We start from the raw sequence: 18,351 nt of genomic DNA on the forward strand, positions 1-18,351 counted from the left end.
CCCTGGAAGAAGGTAGCCGGGCGATGGCTCGCACTCGGGGCGCCGCGACGGCGGCACCCCAAGCTGCGGTCAGCGTAGGTCGAACGACTGCTGCTGCACGTCCTGGGAGTCCAACCCCACTTGCACGTTGAAGGTGCCCGCTTCGGCCACGTGCTGCAGCTGGGCGTTGTAGAACTTCAGGTCGTTTTCGCCCAGCTCGAAGGCGAGGGTCCGCGATTCGCCGGCCTTGAGCATCAGCTTCTCGAAACGCTTGAGTTCCTTCACCGGACGGCTCATCGAACCGGTCACGTCCTGCAGGTAGAGCTGCACCACGGTTTCGCCGTCGTGCTTGCCGGTGTTGCGCACCGTGACCTTGGCCTGCAAGGTTTCGCCGCGTTGCAGGTGCTTGCTCGACAGGCTCAGGTCCGACAGGGCGAAACTGCTGTAGCTCAGGCCGTAGCCGAAGGGGTACAGCGGGCCGTTGGGTTCCTCGAAGTACTGCGAAGTGTAGTTGCCCGGCTGCCCCGGAGTGAACGGGCGGCCGATGCTCAGGTGGTTGTAGTACAGCGGAATCTGCCCCACCGAGCGCGGGAAGGTGATCGGCAGCTTGCCCGAGGGATTGTAGTCGCCGAACAGCACATCGGCGATGGCGTTACCGCCTTCGGTGCCGCTGAACCAGGTTTCCAGGATGGCGTCTGCCTGCTCGCGTTCCCAGGCGATCGACAGCGGGCGGCCGTTCATCAGCACCAGCACCAGGGGCTTGCCGGTGGCTTTCAAAGCCTTGATCAGCTCGCGCTGGCTGGCCGGGATTTCCAGGGTGGTGCGGCTCGACGACTCGTGCGACATCCCGCGCGACTCGCCGACCACCGCCACCACCACGTCGGCCTGCTGGGCGGCCTTGACCGCCTCGTCGATCAGCACCGCGGGCGGGCGCGGATCGTCGACGATTTCCGGGGCATCGAAGTTGAGGAAGTTGAGGTAGTCGAGAATCGCCTTGTCGCCGGTGACGTTGGCGCCCTTGGCGTAGACCAGCTTGCCCCGGCCGTCGAGCGCCCGGCGCAGGCCTTCGCGTACGGTCACCGAATGCTGCGGCCGGCCATCGGCGGCCCAGCTGCCCATCATGTCGATGGGCGCGTCGGCCAGTGGGCCGACCACGGCGATGGCGGCGGACTTGCTCAGCGGCAGGGTCTGTTCGCGGTTTTCCAGCAGCACCAGGCTGCGCTTGGCCACGTCACGGGCGGCGTCGCGGTGCAGGCGCGATTCGGCGTAGGTGTCCGGCACGTCGTCTTCGCGCTTGCCGATGCGCACGTAGGGGTCTTTGAACAGGCCCATTTCGTACTTGGCACCGAGCACTTCGCGCACCGCCTGGTCGAGCTCGGCCTGGCTCACTTCGCCGGACTCGAGCAGCCCCGGCAGTTCCTCGCCGTAGAGCGAGTCGTTCATGCTCATGTCGATCCCTGCCTTGATCGCCAGCTTGGCCGCCTCGCGACCGTCGCGGGCCACGCCGTGGCGGATCAGCTCCTGGATCGCGCCGTGGTCGCTGATGGTCACGCCCTTGAAGCCCCAGTCCTTGCGCAGCAGGTCGTTCATCAACCAGGTGTTGGCGGTGGCCGGCACGCCGTTGATCGAGTTCAGCGCCACCATCACGCCACCGGCGCCGGCATCGATGCCGGCGCGGTAGGGCGGCAGGTAGTCGTTGTACATCTTCGGCAGGCTCATATCGACCGTGTTGTAGTCGCGCCCGCCTTCCACCGCACCGTACAGGGCGAAATGCTTGACTATGGCCAGGATGCTGTCGCGCTCGGCCGGGCTCTTGCCCTGGAAGGCGCGGACCATCGTTTCGCTGATCCGCGAGGTGAGGTAGGTGTCTTCGCCGAAGCCTTCGCTGGTGCGGCCCCAGCGCGGGTCGCGGGCGATATCGACCATGGGCGCGAAGGTCATGTCCAACGCGTCGGCCGAAGCTTCGAGGGCCGAGGTGCGGCCGACCTGGGCGATGGCCGCCAAGTCCCAACTCGAGGCCAGGCCCAGGCTGATGGGGAAGATGGTGCGCTCCCCGTGCACGGTGTCGTAGGCGAAGAACATCGGGATCTTCAATCGGCTGCGCATGGCCGCGTCCTGCATGGGACGGTTTTCGGCGGCGGTGCGCGAGTTGAAGGTGCCGCCTATGCGGCCGGCGGCGATTTCCTCGCGGATCTTCTGTGCGGTCATTTCCGGGCCGATGCTGATCAGGCGCAACTGGCCGATCTTCTCGGCCTGGTTCATCTGCCCCAGCAGGTGGTCGATGAAGGCCTGCTTGTCTTGCAGGGCGGGAGCGGCGTCGGCGGCGAGGGCCGCCTGACTGACAAGGGCGAAAGCCAGGCCCAGCAAAGGCAATTTCATGGTCGATTCCGTCATGGGGCGCAGGCCGTCTCCGGGAGGAGTACGGGCAACCGAAGTGTTCGGGCGGCTATTGTTGTACAGTGCGTCGGGCCACGGCATGCCGGTCTGCCGATGGCCGGCGCCGAATTATGCCTGATTATGGCCGCGGCTCCAGAACCACGATGCACCCATAACTATAAGAAGCCACCGAGACCCAGGGCATGACTTCGCTCACCCCGTTGCAACAGCGCCAGATCGTCGAGGCCGTCGCCGGCGCCGAGCGGCGCACGGCCGCCACCTTGCATGTGGTGCTGGCGCGCCGCACCGACGACTACCCTTATCTGCCTCTGTTCTGCGCCGCCTTGCTGGCCCTGGCCGTGCCCTGGACGTTGCAAACGGCCTTGGATTGGCACCTGGGCCGCATGCTGTTGCTACTGCATGGTCTGCTGTTCGTCGGCCTGTGCCTGCTGCTGCGCCATCCGCGCCTAAGTGGCTGGCTGGTGCCGCCCGTCGTGCGGCGGCGGCAGACGGCGCGGCTGGCATGCCGACACTTCGAGCTGCAGGGCGTGCGGGAAGGGCTGTCGATCTTCGTCTGCGAGGCCGAACGCCATGTGCAGATCCTCCACGAGGCCGCACTTGCCCCAGCCGTTTCGGCGAACGCGCGGCACGCCATCGAGCAACGGCTGCGTGCCGACCTCGCCCGGGAGCAGCTGCTGCCGGGGTTGCTGCTGGCCATCGAGCGTTGCGCCGAGTTGCTCGAAGCGCTGGCGCCGCAAGGCGAACCCACACCGCCCGCCCAGCACCTGGTTGCCCAGCGCTTGGTGCTGCTCGATTAGCCGCGCCCATCGCCTGCCGCTTCGCCTACCTGCGCCGGCCACGTAGAATGCGCGCCACTGCGCTCCGCGCTTCCGCATTCCGAGGCACCCGCTGTCCATGTCCGTTACCGCTCCCCCCGCTGCCGCATCCGATGCGCGCAGCCAGTTTCTCGCCCTGCTCGACCGGGCCCTGGCCGACAACACCCTGAGCAAGCTGGTGCTGGCCCGGCATGTGGGCAGCGATGCCAGCCTGCAGCGGATCATCGCCAAGCCGGTGCTGATCAAGGGCCAGCCGCACCTTTCGCTGGTCTACCGGCACCAGACCCGCGACATCACCCGCAACCTGCCGCTGGCCGACGTGCCGGCGCTGGCCGCCGAGCTGTTGCCCGCCGCCTTTCGCAATGCCCACCTGTTCGACGCCGACGGCGAGGTGCAACTGACCTTCAGCAAGAAGGGCAAGGCCATGCTGCAGCGCCATGGCGCCCAGGCGCCGCGCGAGATGGCCGCTAGCAGCGGCCACGATCGTGAGAAGAAGCGCCACCTGGAACTGTCGCGGCCTTTCCTGCGCGATCTGGGCGTGACCGATGCGCAAGGCGCCTTGATCCCGTCCATGTCACGCAAGTGGAAGCAGATCAACAAATTCATCGAAGTCTTCGAGCATGCGCTGGCCAGCGCGCCACTACCGGCCGAACGGCCGTTGCGGGTGGCCGACTTCGGTTCGGGCAAGGGTTACCTGACCTTCGCCATGCACGACTACCTACGCAACAGCATGGGCCGCGAGGCCCAAGTGACCGGCGTGGAGCTGCGCCCGGACATGGTCGAGCTGTGCAACGCCGCGGCGTCGCGTCTGGAACACCCCGGCCTGCACTTCGAGTGCGGCGACGTGCGCAGCGTGGTGCCGGATGCCATCGAGGTGATGATCGCCTTGCACGCCTGTGACGTCGCCACCGACTACGCCATCCACACGGGCATCCGCTGCCAGGCGGCGATCATCATGTGCTCGCCGTGCTGCCACAAGCAGTTGCGCCCGCAACTGCGCAGCCCCGAGCTGTTGCAGCCGATGCTGCAATACGGGCTGCATCAAGGCCAGCAGGCCGAGATGCTCACCGACAGCCTGCGCGCGCTGTACTTGGAAGCCTGCGGCTACGAGACCAAGGTGTTCGAGTTCATTTCCCTGGAGCACACCAGCAAGAACAAGATGGTCCTGGCCGTGAAGCGCGAGCGGCCGCTGCCGAACGACGAGCTGCTGGCACGCATCGCGCAGTTGAAGGCGTTCTATTCGATCACCGAGCACTGCCTGGAGACCCTGCTGCGCGCCGACGGCCTGCTGCCGGCGCACTGAGGACGCTCAGCGTCGGCGCAGGCCTTTCGGTGGCTCGATGGCCAGCCCAGGGGCTGCCAGTGGGTGGCTGCTGGCGTCGAAGAAGTCCAGCGCGGTGCCGGGCAGGTCACCCAGCCGCTCGCCGAAATGCCGTTGCTGGTTGAGCACCGAGGCTTCGCCCAAGGGCCGAATCGCCACGGCGATGCGCGCCGGACGCGCCTGGCGCAGGGCATCGAGCAAGTGCCCATCGCTGTCGTCCAGGTGCTGGCCGAGCAGGCACAGGTTGCCGCCTTCGGCGGCCAGTTGCGCCAGGCACCATGACAAGTAGTCGCTGCCACGAATGGCTTGCAGCTTGTGCGCACTGGGCGCTTCGTTGACGAACAGCGGCACTTCGCCCGGCACGTTCACCGCCGCGCCGTCGAGCAGTTCGCGGCCCTCGGCGGCCCGCAGACGCGTGGTGCCGTCGGCCTGGCGCAGCAGGTGCAGGCCGCCGTGCAGGTGCAGCATGCGGGTGCCGTCGACTTGCGTGCGGCGCACGTCGAAGAAACCCTGCTCGTCGAACAGCGCCGCGAAGCCTTCGGGTCGGTGCTGCACGGCCCAGGGCAGGATCAGGTCGTAGTTGCTGGTGTACACGCTGCGGTAGCGGCGCAGCTCGGCGTTGATCTGCGCCAGCGTGTCGTCCGGCACCAGGCTCAGCGGCACGTGCACGGCGCGGATGGCATGGATCAGCGCCTGCTTGATCGAGTAGTAGCGGTTGAGCGGTGCGGTGGAGTTGATGGCCAGGGCGGCATTGGCGCGTACGGTGGTGTTCAGCGCGCTCAGCAGTGGCTCGAACAGCTCCGTGCCCAGGGCCTTGAACAGCGCCTGGTCGCTGATGCCCAGGGCCTTGTGGCGGACCTGCTGGGCCTGCTCGAACAGCGAGAAGTAGCCGAACGGTTTCCACAGCGCGCGGCTGGCACCGTTGCCCAGCAGCAGGGCGGTGGCGGGGTGGCGGTCGTTGAGCTCGGCCCAGGAGGGCAGGTGGGCATCGCGTGCGGGCATTGGACTTCCATTGGCGGTCGCGTAAACGCCGCGACTGTAACACGTCGCCTTGGCGCGCCGCGCGGGCCGACAGGCGCCGGTCGGCCGAAAGCGACGGGCGTCGAGCGGCAGTTCTTGAGGTCGCACGCGGCTGTCTATATCGTCCGCACCATTCATCTCTAGGTAGGAAAGGTTTCAGGCTATGGCGAGCGAACATCTTGGCGCGGAGCAGTACGTCGAAGGCCGGCTGGTGGCCGTGATCCTGCTCGTGCTCACCGGCGTCGGCGCCTTGGCCGCCACCACCTTCTGCGGTGGCCGGGCCTGCGCGTTGGTCGCGCCGGTGGTCGCCTGCGCAGTGGTGGTGGCGCTGGTGCTGCTGGCCGTGCTCAACCGCGGCGCCAAGCGGCCCAAGCGCGAAGGGCGCAGCTACCTCCTGGCATTCGCGGTGGCGCTGGTCTGGGCCGCGGGGGTGAGCGCTCTCGTACTCGACCAGACCGGGCCGGCGCAAGCGCACCTGGCGCTGTTCGCCGGGCTGCTGTGCGGTGTGCTCGGGGGCATCGCGGCGGCGATCGTGGCGCACCTGTGGCATGAGTGGCCGAGCAATGTCGTGGCGCGTCCGTCCCGCCGTGACGCGAAAGCCCGGCAGGCGCTGGCGCAGGTCAAGGATCGGCTGTGAGGTGGCGGGGCGTCATCGCATGCCACGCCTTGCGCTGAAGCGCTGCCCGCGCTGCGCTGCGCCTGGTACGCGAAGGTTTCGGCAGCACGTGCTCCAGGCAATGGGAATGATTTGCCCGCCGTCGCGCTCGAACCTGAAACGACGGCTCTGCAAGCCCAAGCGGCTCGCGTCGCGCACACAGGACTGAACGATGGCCAAAGAGATCAAGAACCCTTGCATTTCCGAGTGCAAGGTCAACAGCGAAATGTGCCTGAGCTGCGGGCGCAGCCGCGAGGAAATCCGCAAGTGGAAGGGCATGAAGCGGTCCGAGAAGAAGGACACGGTGGAGCGCGCCGCCGTGCGGTTGAAGGCGATCAAGAAGAAGAAGCGCGACAAGAAATGAAAGGTCCGCAACCCAACCTTGCCTGGCTTCGGCAGCTTGAAGGCGCATGCGCGTGAAGCGTGGCATGTAGCTGAGCAGGGCGCCTGAAGCGCTGCATCGAACCGCGTACTTAAAGGAGGGCGGCCGAGCGATCATCGCCTCGGCAAGCCGCAAGACCGTGCAGACGGCCTCGCGACAACCGGGGGAGATCAGGCTGGAGCCCATGTTTCCATGTCAGAGCGAATGCCTCGCTCGCTTTCGCCTAGCGCACGCTGGCCCGCACCTTCTCGCGGAAGCTGCTTTCATAACCGTCCTGGCGTTTCACCCGCTCGGCCAGGGTCGGCAGCAGGCTGCGCGCAACCACGATGATGCCGTCGCGGTCACCGATGATGGCATCGCCCGGATAGCACACCACGTTACCGCAGGCGACGGCGATACCCACCTGGCCCGGCCCCCATTTCGAGGGGCCGGCCGGGTTCACCGCGCGGGCATAGACGGGCAGCCCCATGCCGTCGAGTTCTTCGACGTCACGCACCGCGCCATCGATGACCACCGCCGCCACCTGCTTGGCCAGGCAAACCTCACCGAGCAGGTCGCCGAACACCGAGCGGTTCACTTCACCGTTGCCGTTGATGACCAGCACATCCCCTGGCTGCGCTTCGTCCAGCGCGCGGTGGATGGCGAGGTTGTCACCCTCGCGCGTGTTCAGCGGCAGGATGGTGCCGAAGAACCTGGGCTTGCCGGCGGTGTGGCGAATGGCCGAAGCCATCATGCCCATGCGCTCGAGCACATCGCCGATCAAAGCCACCGGGTAGTGCGAGATCTCCTCGATCGACGCCAGATCGGCGCGCTCCCAGGTGGCGTTAACACGGATCGACTCATCGGACACATTGATGAACATTGCAGACCTCTCGTTTCGAACAAGGCTTAGCCGAGCGACTTCGCCACAGGCTGGTTGACGGGGTGGGCAGGTGCTCGGCCCTCGAGCACGGCGGCGATCGCTTCCAGGGCGCTCATGCCGACGCGCAGCAGTGACTCGTCGGTCTGGCCGGCGACATGGGGCGTGACGATCAGGTTGGGCGTGTTGGCGATGTCTGGCGTGGCATGCGCGAAGGGTTTGATCATGTCGATGTTCTCGGCGGCCAGAACGTCAGCCCCCGCACCGGCCAGCTTGCCGCGCTCGAGCGCATCGACCAGGGCTTGCTCGTCCACCACGCCGCCACGGCTGGTGTTGATCAGCATCGCGCCGGTTTTCATCTTGGCGAACTCGGGTGCGCCGATGAGGTTGCGCGTGGTCGGCAGCAACGGCACGTGCAGGCTGACGACATCGGCCGTGGACAGGAGGGTGTCGAAGTCCACCCAGCGCTTGTCCGAGCCCGGGTCGATGGCCGGGTCGGTGAAGACCACCTTCATGCCGAACGCCTCCGCCACGGGTGCCACGCTCGAGCCGATGTTGCCGAATCCCACCAGGCCCAGCGTGCGCCCTTCGAGCTCGATGCCGGTCAACGAGAGGCGGTCTTCTGCCCAGATCTGGTTGCGGGTTTGCTCCGAGGCTAGCGGCAGTTTGCGGCACAGCGACAAGAGCAGGGCGAAGACGTGCTCGACCACGCTGCGCTGATTCGCACCCGGCGTGTTCGTGACCCAGACGCCGTGGTCGGCGGCCGCTTCACAGTCGACGTTGTCATAGCCGGCACCGTGCCGAGCGACGATCTTCAGCTTCGGCGAGGCCGCGATCATTTCTGCGCTGATGCGGCCACCCCGCAAGAACACGGCATCGACCTGGTTGTGGATTTCTTCGTACGCGACGGCATGGGGGCCATAGCCGAGACGAACCTCGCCGATCTGCGCAAGGCGGGAGAGGATCGTTTCATGGATGGGGCTGGTGACGTAGATCAGAGGCATGCTGTCGTACTCAGGCGAATTGATGTTTTTTGTCGTCGTCGGCGGCTTGGTTGCGCACGGTCCACAACACGATCAGCCCCAAGACACCGGCAGCGCTCAGGATGAAAGCGGGCGCCGTCTGGTTGCCGGTGGCGCCGATCAGCCAGGTGGCCATGAACGGCCCGATGCCGCCGCCGATGACGGCGCCCACGCTGTGGCCGAAGGCGACGCCGGTGTGGCGAACGTGGGTCGGGAAGAATTCGGGCATGACCGAATAGGTGCCGGCCAGGCACAGCGCGTAAGGCACCATGCCCAGGGCCAGACCGGCCATGGCCAGGCTGACCTGGCCTTGCTGCATCAGCAGGAACGAGGGCACCGAGAGCAGCGCGTAGCCGAGATAGGCCAGGCGCAGCACGGCTTTGCTGCCGATGATCGAGCCGAGGTGGCCCGCCAGTGGGATCATCAGCGCGGCGAAACTGACGGCCACCAGCACGATGGTGGAAGCCTGGCCCTTCGAGTAGCCGAGGATCGAGCTGAAGTACGCGGCGATGAATACCGTGCCGATGTAGGTGCCGACGTTCTGCACCAGGGAGATCATCATGACCTTGGTCAGCGGACGCCTGTAGTCACGCACCAGCTCGGCGAAGGGTGCGCTGTGTGCCTGATGCACGTCGGCTTTTTTCGATTCGAATTCCGGGCTGTCTTCGATGCCCAGACGCATCCACAGGCCGACGATGCCCAAGGGCAGGGCCAGCAGGAACGGAATGCGCCAGCCCCAATCGGCCATCTGCGGGTCGGTCAGCCAGGCCGCCGCAAGACCGGCGATGGCTGCGGCGAGCCCTTTGCCGAACTGTGCGATCGACGGCAGGAAGGAGATGTACAGCGAGCGACGATGGGCGGGCGCCCACTCGCGGATGTAGCTGGCCGCACCGCCAATTTCGCCACCGGCAGAGAAGCCCTGCAGCATGCGCAGCGCGACCAGCAGGATGGGGGCCCAGACGCCGATCTGCGCATAGCCTGGCAGCAGGCCGATGAGTGTCGCGGCAACTCCCATCAGGGTGATGCTGGCGATCAGACTCGTTCGGCGTCCTACCTTGTCCCCGAGCCAGCCGAACGCTATGGCGCCGATCGGGCGCACGAGGAATGCCGAACCGAAGACCAGGAAGGTGTTGAGCAAGCCCGTCGTCGGGTCGTCGGAAGGGAAGAAGACCAGGGCGAGGGTGGCCGCCAGGTAGCCGTAGATGCTGAAGTCGTAGTACTCGACGAACGTACCGAAGACGGCTGCGGCGGTAGCCTTCTTGGCTTTGGTCTTGCGCTCGATTCCAGGCTCGGGCAGGGCGACGGACTCCGTCAACGTATTGTTGTTATTCATAGGTCACTCCACTGTGTGGATCACGCCCATCTTTAAAAAATGGGACAGTGTCCTGTTTTGTTTTTTTAAAGAATCCTCGCGCTCGGCCCGGCTGTCAACAGGCGACGATTGCTCTGCACCTTGCAACGGGCACAAAATGGCGATCTCCCGATGCCCTGCCAGCCAATCAAATGCCAAACGCACCCACTGAACATGCGGCTTCCAAAGCCTGCGCAGCCACGTCCAGCCACGGTCGATTGATCGAGGTGCTGGATGCTTTGGTCAGACGAGCGGATGGCGAAGCCTGGGGCGTCAGGGAGCTGGCCAACGAGCTCGAGCAAAGCCGCAGCACCGTCAACCGCATCCTGGTGGCTTTGGTCGAGCGGGATTTTGCGGTCGAGGAGGGCGTCGGAAAATATCGAGTGGGGCCGCGCTTCAGGGTGCTGATGCACGCGTTGAATCATCGCAGTGCGCTGTTGGACACGGCCCGGCAGCTACTCGACGGTCTGGCGCAAAGCGCACGGCAGGCGGCCGTACTGTCGGTGTATGCGCCTTATGTGAACGGCTACTACATCCTGCACTGTGGCGAGGCTCCGGCCACGTTGTTCTTCAGGCCCAAGCGTGGAAATCCGTTCCCTTTGTCGTTCGCAGACATCGGCAGAGGCTTGAGCGAGTACCTGCGAACGCATCCCTGTTCGGAGCAAATCCCACCCCAGCGAACACCGCTCGAACCGTCGAAGGGCATCGCCGAAATCGAGTTCCCTACGGCTGTTTCGATGGTGGTGAGGCCACTGGCACCGGGGTTGCTGATTCTGCTGTCGCTGCACGAGCTGGGCAGTGTCGAGGTCAAGGTTCGCAACACGGCCCAGGCGGCTCTCGAGCAGATGGCCGACCGCCTGGCACAGACGGTCGGCGCGGCGAGCGGTGTTGGGCTCGAGGTCATCAGCGATGGCGACAGCTCCATCGTCGCCCGGCTGGAGGGGCTGCTTCAACTGGTCTGCGCCGAGCCCAATGGCTACGCGTGCGGCTCGAGTATGGCCGCCCAGTTGCACTGCAATGTGGCGACCGCCAAGAAAATCATGAATTCCGCCACGCTCGAACGCTTGATACACAGCGACGGGCAGGCGATCCATCCCAGTGCCCGCCTCTATCAATGGGCGGCGCTGCTGAGCAACGAAACCTACTCCCCAGTGAAGCTCTGCAAGGCCATCGTCGACGCTCTCGTGAAGGAAACGGGCGAGACCATCGCCTATCTATCGTTCGACCATGCCACTGCCAAGGCCCAGTTCCTCGACGTTGTCCAAGGTTGGCGGCCTATCCAGTACCAGCTCGAAACCGGGGTGGACGTTCCCCTGTATGCCGGGGGGGCGGGCAAAGCCGTATTGGCTCATCTGCCAGCGGCTTTCGCTGAGGGTCTGAAGCTGGAAAAGCTCACCGACGCGACGATCACCTCGCACGCCAAGCTGCAGGCCGACCTTGGGGCGATCCGTGATCGAGGCTGGTCGATGGGCGACGGCGAACGGGTGCTGGGCGCCTTCGGTATCGGCGTGCCTTTCTTCATCGATGGGCACGTTGCCGGATCGATTTCCGCGACCATACCGCAGTACCGCAAGGAAGACTGTGACATCCCGTCCCTGGTCGAGAGCATGAAGCTGGCCTCGGAACGCATTGGCCGTTTGCTTTCTGTAGGGTCGGTGGGGCCAGTCGTACCTTGAGACTAAGCGCTGCAAGAGGGAGCAGGCGCGGCTGATGGCCGTGCTAGGCGCTCGTTATCGTAGGGAAAGTAGACTGGATTTTAATGCTGATGCCCGCGTATGTCGGGGCTTGGGGGTGGAGCGGGTAGAGGGAATCGAACCCTCAACTAAAGCTTGGGAAGCTTTCGTTTTGCCACTAAACTATACCCGCTTCGCAGGGCGACTTTTTACCAGAGTGCGGCAGGTATTGAAAGCACGAACTGTGAAATAACCGCCTCTCCCGCTCCGCCAAGCAACGCCTTTGCAACCTTTCTCAGCCTATCTATCCCCGGTGCCCCGCCAATACGCGGATCAAACCGAAGCGATCTCCGCTGCATCCAGCTCGCGATACGCCCCCGGCGCCAGCCCAGGGTCGAGACGAATCGCCCCCATCTGCTCGCGGTGCAGCGCCACCACCTTGTTGTCGAACTGGCCGAACATGCGTTTGACCTGGTGATAGCGCCCCTCGACGATCGTCAGCCGTGCCTCCCGTGGCCCAAGGATGTCCAGTTGGGCGGGCAGGGTGGTGAGGTCTTCGAAGGCGAAGTAGAACCCTTCGCGAAAGCGCGCCACGTAATGCGCGCCAATCTCGTCTTCGGTATGCACCAGATACGTTTTGGGCTGCTTGGTACGCGGCTGCGTCAGGCGGCGCGACCATTGGCCGTCATTGGTCAGCAGGAGCAGGCCGGTGGTGTTGTAGTCCAGGCGCCCGGCGATGTGCAGCCCTTCACGCAGCGCAGGCGGCAGCAGGTCGAGCACGGTGGTGTGCTCGGGGTCGCAGGTGGCGCTGACGCAGCCGGCCGGTTTGTGCAGCATCAGGTAGCGCGCCGGCTCGCCGGCTTGCAGCACCTGGCCGTCCACTTGCACATGGCTGAACATCCTGATTTCGCAGCGCGGATCGTCCACCGCCTGGCCATCCACGCGCACGCGCCGCTGCGCCAATAGCAGGCGCACTTGCTGACGGTTGTACTGGGGCAGGTTGGCGAGAAATCGGTCCAGGCGCATGAGGGTCGGCAGGTCGTGGGCGGGGGGCGCAGTCTAGCGCTTTGGCGGGGCGAGCGCCGCAGGGTCGCTATGCGGTGTCGGTAAAGGTCTAGCGGGACGGCGATGCCGCTTCCAACTGTGCCAGTACCCCCGCGCAACGCGGACACAAACAGCGGCTGTTGCGTTGTTCCAGGGGCAGGGCCAGCAGCACGGCGGGGTCGATGCTGACCCCAGAGCACCAGCAGGGCTGGTCTGCGCGTTGCGGGTCGGCCAGGGCGCAATCGTTGCGGCCACCGCAGGCGGGGCAGTGCTGGGCGTCAGTCATGCCCGGCCTCCAGGCGCTCGCCGCAGACGCGGTTGCGCCCACCTTGCTTGGCGCGGTACAGGGCGTTGTCGGCCCGCGCCAGCAGAGCTTGCAAGTCGTCGCCCGGTTGCAGGCCGCTCAGGCCGATGCTGGTGGTCAGGCGCAACGGCTTGCCTTCGAAGCTGAACACCAGTTGTTCGGCGCGCAAGCGGATCTTGTCGGCCACATGCAGCGCCGCCTCCCCTTGTACACCCCGCAACAACACGATGAATTCCTCGCCACCCCAGCGGCAGAGGATGTCGGTCTGGCGCAGGCTGCCTTGCAGCACCAGGGCGAACTGGCGCAGCACTTCGTCGCCGGCTAGGTGGCCATGGGTATCGTTGAGCACCTTGAAGTGGTCGAGGTCGATCAGCAACGCCACCAGCGGCCTGTGTTCGCGCTGGGCCTGTTGCAGGGCGCGCTCGGCCAGCAGGTCGAAGCTGCGCCGGTTGGGCAGGCCGGTCAGGCTGTCGAGGGTGGCCAGGGCTTCGGTGTTGTCCTGGTGGCGCTTGATCATGGCATTGAGCAGCAACAGCACGACGAGGGTGATCATCGCGCAGATCAGCAGGTTGATGTACAGCGACTCGCGGATGCGGTCCAGCGCGCCGGTCTCGCGCTTGTCGACCATCAGGTACCAGTTCAGCTCGGGGATCAGCCGCACGTTCAGGTAATGACTGTGTCCGTTTGCGTCTTCGTAGCTGTGGCTGCCAGCGCTGGGCGCCTGCATGTGGCCGGCCATGCTGCCCAGCGCGGCGTTGCCCGCCATGTGGTCGCCGACGCGCAGGCCATGTGGGCCGCCGTCGGAGCCGGTGAGCAGCACTTTGCCCTGGGCATCGGTGAAGAACACCGAACGTTGGTAGCGGCGTTGGTATTCGTCGATCAGCTCGACCACCGTGTTCACGCTCAAGCCCACCCCCGCCGCACCGAGAAAGCGCTGGTCGTCGTCGAGCACGCGGTAGTTGATGAACAGGGTCAGAGCGTCCTGGTTGGCCATGTCCACATCGACGTTGATCTCGTAAGGTGCGGCCCCGTCGCGTAGGCGGAAATACCAGGCGTCGCGCCATTCTTCGGCCTCTACCTTCTTCAGCACGCCCTTGGCCTGGTAGTAGGTGCGGCTGGCTTCGGAGACCAGAAACGCGGTGAAGGTGCCTTGCCGGGCCACGATCCCGCCGAGGTAGCGGGTCATGCGCGTGGGGTCTTGCTCGCCGGCCAGCAGCCAGTCGCGCACGAAGGTGTCTTGGGCCATCATCGAGGCCATCAGTACCGGGCGGATCAGGTCCTTCTGGATTTCCGAATACACGGTGTTGGACGTCAGCGGCAGTTCGGTGTTGATGATGCTGTCGCGGATGGCGCTGCGCGAGGCGAGATAGCTCAGCAGCGAGGTGGCCAGAAAGCCGCAGGTCAGCAGCACCAGCAAGGCGAGGATCAGCGAGCGCTGCGAAAACAGAGCGGAGCGAGGCGGCATGATCTTCCCATGATGTTTGCCAAGGCGGGCCATTCTAGTGACAAGCAGAAAAAATGGCCCCATGTTTTTCGACGGCTGAAACACCTGTTTCAAATTGTTGCTAGGCTGGCACCGAACCCTGGAATCGCGGTCCTAGCTAAGTCGATCCACGTACTGGGGTCGACGCCCGCCAGCGTCGTTGGTCTGGGCACCCCAGCGGTCCAGGAGGCCGCCCATGTTTCCTCGAATCCGAATGCTGTTCCTCGCACTCGCGGCGTCGCTGACGGCCGCCTGCGTACCCTATACCGGCGGCGGCCAGTACCGCACCGAGGTGTATTCCGTCGAGCGCGAAGTGTATCCGAGCGACGGCTACTACGTGGTACCGCAGCCGCGCTATCGCTACGACGCGCCGCCCCGCTACTACCCGGCACCGCGGGGTTACTACCGCGTGGTGCCCGATCCGCGCCTGCGACCCTATGCGCCGCCGCCGGTGATCATTCGCGAACGTGGCCCACGTTACGACTACGGCCATCGCCAGCGCTACGACTATGGCCGCGACCGCGATCGGTATGACTACCGCGCCAGGCCCCACCGCGACGGGCCGCGCCATGCCGGGCCGGGGAACTGGCCGGGCCGTGGCGAAGGGCCGCGGCAGCATGGCGGGCACCACGGCCCGCGCCCTTAGGGCAGGCGCCAACCCCGGGTCGATGCGGGCCGGCTCAGGATTGCTCGGACATCGCACCCGCAGCGCCGGACGAACCGATGGTGTCGCTCGCAGGTCCCATGGTTGACACGGGCAAGACGCTTTTCTACTGTCGCGCCCCCTGATTTCGGACCGCCCCATGACCGACGACGATCGCATCAAGCTCGAACCCAGTTGGAAAGCCGCCCTACGCGCCGAGTTCGACCAGCCTTACATGCATCAACTGCGCGAGTTCCTGCGGCAGGAATACGCCGCCGGCAAGCAGATCTACCCGCCCGGGCCGCTGATCTTCAATGCGCTCAATTCCACGCCATTGCCCCAGGTCAAGGTAGTGATCCTCGGCCAGGACCCGTACCACGGCCCCGGCCAGGCCCATGGCCTGTGCTTCTCGGTGCAGCCGGGTGTGCCCACGCCGCCGTCGCTGGTCAACATCTATAAAGAATTGCAGCGCGACCTGAACCTGCCCATTCCCAACCATGGCTACCTGCAAAGCTGGGCCGAGCAGGGCGTACTGTTGCTCAACACCACGATGACCGTGGAGCGCGCCAACGCCGCCTCGCACGCCAAGAAAGGCTGGGAACACTTCACCGACCGCATCATCCAGGTGGTCAGCGACGAGTGCGAGCACGTGGTGTTCCTGCTGTGGGGCGCCCATGCGCAGAGCAAGCAGAAGCTCATCGACGGTACCAAGCACCTGGTGCTCAAGTCGGTGCACCCCTCGCCGCTGTCGGCCTACCGTGGGTTCATCGGCTGCGGGCATTTCAGTCGGGCCAACGGCTTCCTCGAACAGCGCGGTATCGCGCCGATCGATTGGGCGTTGCCGGCCAACCCCGTCGCCTGAGGCTCAGCTGGCGCGCTGCCAGCGACGGAACAGCGGCTCGGCCAGGAACAGCACGAACAGCAGGCGCATGACCTGCATGGCCGTCACCAGCGGCACCGACAGCTGCAGGGTCTCGGCGGTCAGGCTCATCTCGGCGATGCCGCCAGGCATCATGCCCAGGGTCAGCGAACGTATGTCGAGCCCGGTCAGCTCGCCCAGCCCCCAGGCCGCCGCACCGGCCACCGCCATGCTCAATGCGGTGGCGATCAAGGTGCGACCCAGAAAGGCCGGCGCTCGGCGGAAGAACGCACGGTTGAAGTGACAGGCCAGGCCGCTGCCGATCAGCCATTGGCCGATCTGGCTGGCGCCATCGGGCAACGAAGTGTGCAGACCACCGGCCAGGCTCACCGTCGCCGCTACCAAGAGCGGCCCGAACAGCCAGGGATTGGGCTGGTGCAGGCGTTGCCAGAGCAAGGCGCAGCCCAGTGCCAGCGGCGCGATCAATGCCAACCACGGCCAGCTCACACTGCCGGCATGATTCAGCGCCACGCCCTCGCCGAGCAGCAGCTTGAACAAGGCCGGTATGCACAGCACCACCGCCAGCACGCGCAGGCTCTGCGCCGCCGCCACCTGGCTGAGCACCGCGCCGTTGCGCGCGCCGAGGTTGACCATCTCGCCCGAACCGCCCGGCATGCTGGCGAAGAACGCCGTCGCGCGGTCTTCGCCGCTGCGGCGCAGCAGCGCCACGCCGATGACGCTCGACACTGTGGTCAGCAGCGCGCCGAACAGGATCAGCAGGAAATGACTGGAGACTTGCTCGATCACCAGCGGCGTGAAGTGCAGGCCGATGCCCACGCCGATGATCCATTGGCCGCATTTGCGCCCGTGGGGGATTTCCGACAACTGCCAGGGTGTCAGGCAGCGCACCAGGATGATGGCCAGCAGGGCGCCGACCATCCATGGCAAAGGCCAGCCGACCTTGCTGGCGAGAAACCCGCCCGCAAGGCCGACCAGCCCGGTTGCCCAGTACAGCGGCAGACCGCGATCAGGCACCAGCCAGCGCCCGACGTGCCTTGGCGCGGCGGCGCCAGATGCGGATCAGCGGCAGCGAGATCATGCACGCGGTGAGCACCCACACGCCCAGGCTGATCGGGCTCGACCAGAGGATGCCCAGCTCGCCGTTGGAGATCGACAGCGCGCGGCGCAGGTTCTGCTCCATCAGCCCGCCCAGGATGAAGCCGAGCAGGATCGGCGACAGGGGGAAGTCCAGCTTGCGCAGGATGTAGCCCATGATGCCGATGCCGACCATCAGGAACAGGTCGAAGGTGGTGGCATGCACGGCGTACACGCCGATCCCGGTGATGATCGCGATCACCGGCACCAGCGCCCAGTTCGGCACGGCCAGGATGCGGGTGAAGATGCGGATCATCGGGATGTTCAGGATCACCAGCATGATGTTGGCGATGAACAGCGAAGCGATCAGGCCCCAGACGATGTCCGGCTGCTGTTGGAACAGCAGCGGGCCGGGGGTGATGTTATACAGCGTCAACGCGCCGATCATCACCGCCGTGGTACCCGAACCGGGCACGCCCAGGGTCAGCATCGGCACCAGGGCGCCGCAGCAGGAGGCGCCGATGGCGGTTTCCGGGGCGGCCAGGCCACGGGCATCGCCCTGGCCGAACTTGCCGCTCTCACCGGCCATGCGCTTCTCGGTCATGTACGCCACGGCGCTGGCCAGGGTCGCACCGGCACCGGGCAGCACGCCCATGACGAAGCCGAGCAGGCCGCAGCGGATGTTCACCGCGAACACCGACGCCGCTTCCTTCATGTTGAACAGCATGCGCCCGGTAGCCTTGACCGCCTGGTGGCCGTGGTGGGTCTTCTCCAGCAGCAGGAGGATTTCGCTGATCGAGAACAGCCCCAGTACCAGCACCACGAACTGAATGCCGTCGGCCAGGTGCACGCTGTCGCCGGTGAAGCGGTACACACCGCTGTTGGCGTCGATGCCCACGGCCGACAGGAACAGGCCGATGAGCGCGGCGATGAAGGTCTTCAAGGGTTTGTCGCCGGCCATGCCACCCAGCGCGACGATGGCGAACACCATCAGCACGAAGTATTCGGCCGGTCCGAAGGCGATCGCCCATTTCGCCAGCAACGGGGCGAACAGCACCATGCCGCAGGTGGCGATGAAAGCGCCGATGAACGAGCTCCAGGCCGACAGCGACAGCGCCACGCCGGCCAGGCCCTGACGGGCCATGGGGTAGCCGTCGAGGGTAGTCATCACGGTGGACGCTTCACCCGGGATGTTCAGCAGGATCGAGCTGATGCGACCGCCGTATTCGCAGCCCAGGTACACCGCCGCCAGCAGGATCAGCGCCGATTCCGGGGGCAGGCCCAGGGCGAAGGCGATGGGGATCAGCAGGGCCACGCCGTTGATCGGGCCCAGGCCCGGCAGCAGGCCGACCACGGTGCCGATCAGGGTGCCGCTCAGGGCGGTGACCAGGTTGTAGGGGGAGAGGGCAACGCCGAAGCCCTGGCCCAGGTAGCTCAAAGTATCCATGT

17 protein-coding genes and 1 tRNA gene are annotated in these 18,351 nt (G+C 65.8%); 7 read left to right on the forward strand and 11 right to left on the reverse strand.

The features are described 5' to 3' along the window. Positions 1-69: 69 nt before the first annotated feature. A complete protein-coding gene (bglX, locus tag ACSMEV_RS08500) occupies positions 70-2,358 on the reverse strand; it encodes a beta-glucosidase BglX (RefSeq protein ID WP_459208019.1) in 2,289 nt (762 codons plus the stop codon). Positions 2,359-2,558: 200 nt separating this feature from the next. Here bglX and ACSMEV_RS08505 point away from each other — a divergent pair, with 200 nt between their 5' ends. Both ACSMEV_RS08505 and ACSMEV_RS08510 read left to right on the forward strand, forming a co-directional pair. Next, on the forward strand, positions 2,559-3,173 hold the full coding sequence (locus ACSMEV_RS08505; RefSeq protein ID WP_459208020.1) for a TPM domain-containing protein: 615 nt from the start codon (positions 2,559-2,561) through the stop codon (positions 3,171-3,173). A gap of 97 nt (positions 3,174-3,270) precedes the next feature. Next, positions 3,271-4,494 (forward strand): class I SAM-dependent methyltransferase, encoded by a 1,224-nt coding sequence (locus tag ACSMEV_RS08510; RefSeq protein WP_459208021.1) that lies wholly within the window; start codon positions 3,271-3,273, stop codon positions 4,492-4,494. Between the two features lie 6 nt (positions 4,495-4,500). On the opposite strand, the gene ACSMEV_RS08515 is transcribed toward ACSMEV_RS08510, so the two are convergent. Then, positions 4,501-5,514 carry a DUF4917 family protein gene (locus ACSMEV_RS08515; RefSeq protein WP_459208022.1) on the reverse strand — a complete coding sequence of 338 codons (1,014 nt, stop codon included), beginning with the start codon at positions 5,512-5,514 and terminating at the stop codon, positions 4,501-4,503. 181 nt (positions 5,515-5,695) lie between these two features. Here ACSMEV_RS08515 and ACSMEV_RS08520 point away from each other — a divergent pair, with 181 nt between their 5' ends. Next, entirely contained in the window at positions 5,696-6,169 is a 474-nt protein-coding gene (locus ACSMEV_RS08520; protein ID WP_459208023.1) for a hypothetical protein, read from the forward strand. Positions 6,170-6,359: 190 nt separating this feature from the next. Continuing rightward, a complete protein-coding gene (locus ACSMEV_RS08525) occupies positions 6,360-6,551 on the forward strand; it encodes a DUF1289 domain-containing protein (protein WP_459208024.1) in 192 nt (63 codons plus the stop codon). Positions 6,552-6,792: 241 nt separating this feature from the next. Here ACSMEV_RS08525 and ACSMEV_RS08530 read toward each other — a convergent pair whose 3' ends face one another. The 3 genes from ACSMEV_RS08530 to ACSMEV_RS08540 are packed head-to-tail and all read right to left on the reverse strand — an operon-like array spanning position 6,793 to position 9,783. Continuing rightward, positions 6,793-7,431 (reverse strand): RraA family protein, encoded by a 639-nt coding sequence (locus ACSMEV_RS08530; protein WP_459208025.1) that lies wholly within the window; start codon positions 7,429-7,431, stop codon positions 6,793-6,795. A 26-nt stretch (positions 7,432-7,457) separates the two neighbouring features. Further along, on the reverse strand, positions 7,458-8,432 hold the full coding sequence (locus tag ACSMEV_RS08535) for a hydroxyacid dehydrogenase (RefSeq protein WP_459208026.1): 975 nt from the start codon (positions 8,430-8,432) through the stop codon (positions 7,458-7,460). 10 nt (positions 8,433-8,442) lie between these two features. Beyond that, positions 8,443-9,783 (reverse strand): MFS transporter, encoded by a 1,341-nt coding sequence (locus tag ACSMEV_RS08540; protein ID WP_459208027.1) that lies wholly within the window; start codon positions 9,781-9,783, stop codon positions 8,443-8,445. 245 nt (positions 9,784-10,028) lie between these two features. Between ACSMEV_RS08540 and ACSMEV_RS08545 the strand changes: the two genes are divergently transcribed. Further along, positions 10,029-11,477: an IclR family transcriptional regulator domain-containing protein gene (locus ACSMEV_RS08545; RefSeq protein WP_459208313.1), complete on the forward strand. Its 1,449-nt coding sequence runs from the start codon at positions 10,029-10,031 to the stop codon at positions 11,475-11,477. A gap of 116 nt (positions 11,478-11,593) precedes the next feature. Here the strand turns inward: ACSMEV_RS08545 and ACSMEV_RS08550 are convergent. The 4 genes from ACSMEV_RS08550 to ACSMEV_RS08565 all read right to left on the reverse strand — a co-directional run bounded on the left by ACSMEV_RS08550 (position 11,594) and on the right by ACSMEV_RS08565 (position 14,287). Continuing rightward, positions 11,594-11,667 (reverse strand) — tRNA-Gly (locus tag ACSMEV_RS08550). A gap of 140 nt (positions 11,668-11,807) precedes the next feature. After that, the gene (locus tag ACSMEV_RS08555) at positions 11,808-12,500 is read right to left on the reverse strand and encodes a pseudouridine synthase (protein ID WP_459208028.1); all 693 of its coding nucleotides are present in this window, start codon (positions 12,498-12,500) and stop codon (positions 11,808-11,810) included. Between the two features lie 88 nt (positions 12,501-12,588). Then, positions 12,589-12,804, reverse strand: a complete 216-nt coding sequence (locus ACSMEV_RS08560) for a cysteine-rich CWC family protein (RefSeq protein ID WP_459208029.1) — start codon at positions 12,802-12,804, stop codon at positions 12,589-12,591. Beyond that, positions 12,797-14,287 (reverse strand): sensor domain-containing diguanylate cyclase, encoded by a 1,491-nt coding sequence (locus tag ACSMEV_RS08565; RefSeq protein ID WP_459208030.1) that lies wholly within the window; start codon positions 14,285-14,287, stop codon positions 12,797-12,799. The genes ACSMEV_RS08560 and ACSMEV_RS08565 overlap by 8 nt, the downstream gene beginning before the upstream one ends. Positions 14,288-14,501: 214 nt before the next feature. Between ACSMEV_RS08565 and ACSMEV_RS08570 the strand changes: the two genes are divergently transcribed. Both ACSMEV_RS08570 and ung read left to right on the forward strand, forming a co-directional pair. Beyond that, complete coding sequence (locus ACSMEV_RS08570; RefSeq protein ID WP_459208031.1) at positions 14,502-14,951, forward strand: hypothetical protein; 450 nt, start codon at positions 14,502-14,504, stop codon at positions 14,949-14,951. A gap of 157 nt (positions 14,952-15,108) precedes the next feature. Beyond that, entirely contained in the window at positions 15,109-15,810 is a 702-nt protein-coding gene (ung, locus tag ACSMEV_RS08575) for a uracil-DNA glycosylase (RefSeq protein WP_459208032.1), read from the forward strand. Positions 15,811-15,813: 3 nt separating this feature from the next. On the opposite strand, the gene ACSMEV_RS08580 is transcribed toward ung, so the two are convergent. Both ACSMEV_RS08580 and ACSMEV_RS08585 read right to left on the reverse strand, forming a co-directional pair. Further along, a complete protein-coding gene (locus ACSMEV_RS08580) occupies positions 15,814-16,842 on the reverse strand; it encodes an AbrB family transcriptional regulator (protein ID WP_459208033.1) in 1,029 nt (342 codons plus the stop codon). Next, complete coding sequence (locus ACSMEV_RS08585; RefSeq protein WP_413046422.1) at positions 16,835-18,349, reverse strand: tripartite tricarboxylate transporter permease; 1,515 nt, start codon at positions 18,347-18,349, stop codon at positions 16,835-16,837. The genes ACSMEV_RS08580 and ACSMEV_RS08585 overlap by 8 nt, the downstream gene beginning before the upstream one ends. Positions 18,350-18,351: the final 2 nt, after the last annotated feature.

It is taken from the genome of Pseudomonas sp. MLB6B, assembly GCF_054508135.1.

Excerpts from the sequence above, each read along its gene's own strand:
- bglX (WP_459208019.1), bottom strand. The coding sequence starts at position 2,358 with ATGAAATTGCCTTTGCTGGGCCTGGCTTTCGCCCTTGTCAGTCAGGCG.
- ACSMEV_RS08505 (WP_459208020.1), top strand. The coding sequence starts at position 2,559 with ATGACTTCGCTCACCCCGTTGCAACAGCGCCAGATCGTCGAGGCCGTC.
- ACSMEV_RS08510 (WP_459208021.1), top strand. The coding sequence starts at position 3,271 with ATGTCCGTTACCGCTCCCCCCGCTGCCGCATCCGATGCGCGCAGCCAG.
- ACSMEV_RS08515 (WP_459208022.1), bottom strand. The coding sequence starts at position 5,514 with ATGCCCGCACGCGATGCCCACCTGCCCTCCTGGGCCGAGCTCAACGAC.
- ACSMEV_RS08520 (WP_459208023.1), top strand. The coding sequence starts at position 5,696 with ATGGCGAGCGAACATCTTGGCGCGGAGCAGTACGTCGAAGGCCGGCTG.
- ACSMEV_RS08525 (WP_459208024.1), top strand. The coding sequence starts at position 6,360 with ATGGCCAAAGAGATCAAGAACCCTTGCATTTCCGAGTGCAAGGTCAAC.
- ACSMEV_RS08530 (WP_459208025.1), bottom strand. The coding sequence starts at position 7,431 with ATGTTCATCAATGTGTCCGATGAGTCGATCCGTGTTAACGCCACCTGG.
- ACSMEV_RS08535 (WP_459208026.1), bottom strand. The coding sequence starts at position 8,432 with ATGCCTCTGATCTACGTCACCAGCCCCATCCATGAAACGATCCTCTCC.
- ACSMEV_RS08540 (WP_459208027.1), bottom strand. The coding sequence starts at position 9,783 with ATGAATAACAACAATACGTTGACGGAGTCCGTCGCCCTGCCCGAGCCT.
- ACSMEV_RS08555 (WP_459208028.1), bottom strand. The coding sequence starts at position 12,500 with ATGCGCCTGGACCGATTTCTCGCCAACCTGCCCCAGTACAACCGTCAG.
- ACSMEV_RS08560 (WP_459208029.1), bottom strand. The coding sequence starts at position 12,804 with ATGACTGACGCCCAGCACTGCCCCGCCTGCGGTGGCCGCAACGATTGC.
- ACSMEV_RS08565 (WP_459208030.1), bottom strand. The coding sequence starts at position 14,287 with ATGCCGCCTCGCTCCGCTCTGTTTTCGCAGCGCTCGCTGATCCTCGCC.
- ACSMEV_RS08570 (WP_459208031.1), top strand. The coding sequence starts at position 14,502 with ATGTTTCCTCGAATCCGAATGCTGTTCCTCGCACTCGCGGCGTCGCTG.
- ung (WP_459208032.1), top strand. The coding sequence starts at position 15,109 with ATGACCGACGACGATCGCATCAAGCTCGAACCCAGTTGGAAAGCCGCC.
- ACSMEV_RS08585 (WP_413046422.1), bottom strand. The coding sequence starts at position 18,349 with ATGGATACTTTGAGCTACCTGGGCCAGGGCTTCGGCGTTGCCCTCTCC.